Here is a 570-nt window from a genome sequence, read left to right as displayed (position 1 = left end):
CTTTATCGAAGACGATTTGCGCACCCAGTGTTCAGATATGCTCTACTCTGTGCAGACGAATTCGGGGAAAGGTTATATATACACAGTAGTCGAGCACCAGAGCAGGCCAGACTAGCTAATGGCATTCAGGCTTCTACGGTACAGTGTGGCAGCCATGCAGCGGCACCTTGAACAAGGCAATGACTCTTTGCCTGTCGTAATCCCTTTGTTATTCTATCACGGCACCACATCACCCTATCCGTACACTACCCAATGGTTTGACTGCTTTGCTGACCCTGAACTGGCAGAATCAGTCTATAGACAAGCGTTCCCGCTGGTTGATATCACCACGATACCGGATGAGGAGATCCTGACCCATCGCCGAGTAGCACTCTTGCAATTGGTACAAAAACACATCCGAACACGCGATATGTTGGAACTTGCTGTAGAGTTAGCTACTCTAATAGAAAAATGGCAGTATTCCAAAGAACAATGCAAGAGTTTATTATATTATATAGCTAAGGCAGGAAATACGATTGACGGCGAGGGATTCATACAAACCCTTGCGGAAAAGGCACCAACTTATCGAGA

The 570-nt window shown here is 46.3% G+C and carries 1 pseudogene; it reads left to right on the top strand.

Going from position 1 to position 570, the window contains the following annotated elements:
- Positions 1–570 (top strand): annotated as a pseudogene (locus tag CBG25_RS08190) (Rpn family recombination-promoting nuclease/putative transposase); the annotation flags it as partial.

The organism is Arsenophonus sp. ENCA (assembly GCF_002287155.1).
Classification (GTDB): Bacteria; Pseudomonadota; Gammaproteobacteria; order Enterobacterales; family Enterobacteriaceae; genus Arsenophonus; species Arsenophonus nilaparvatae.
This window is presented reverse-complemented; position numbering and strand designations above follow the sequence as displayed.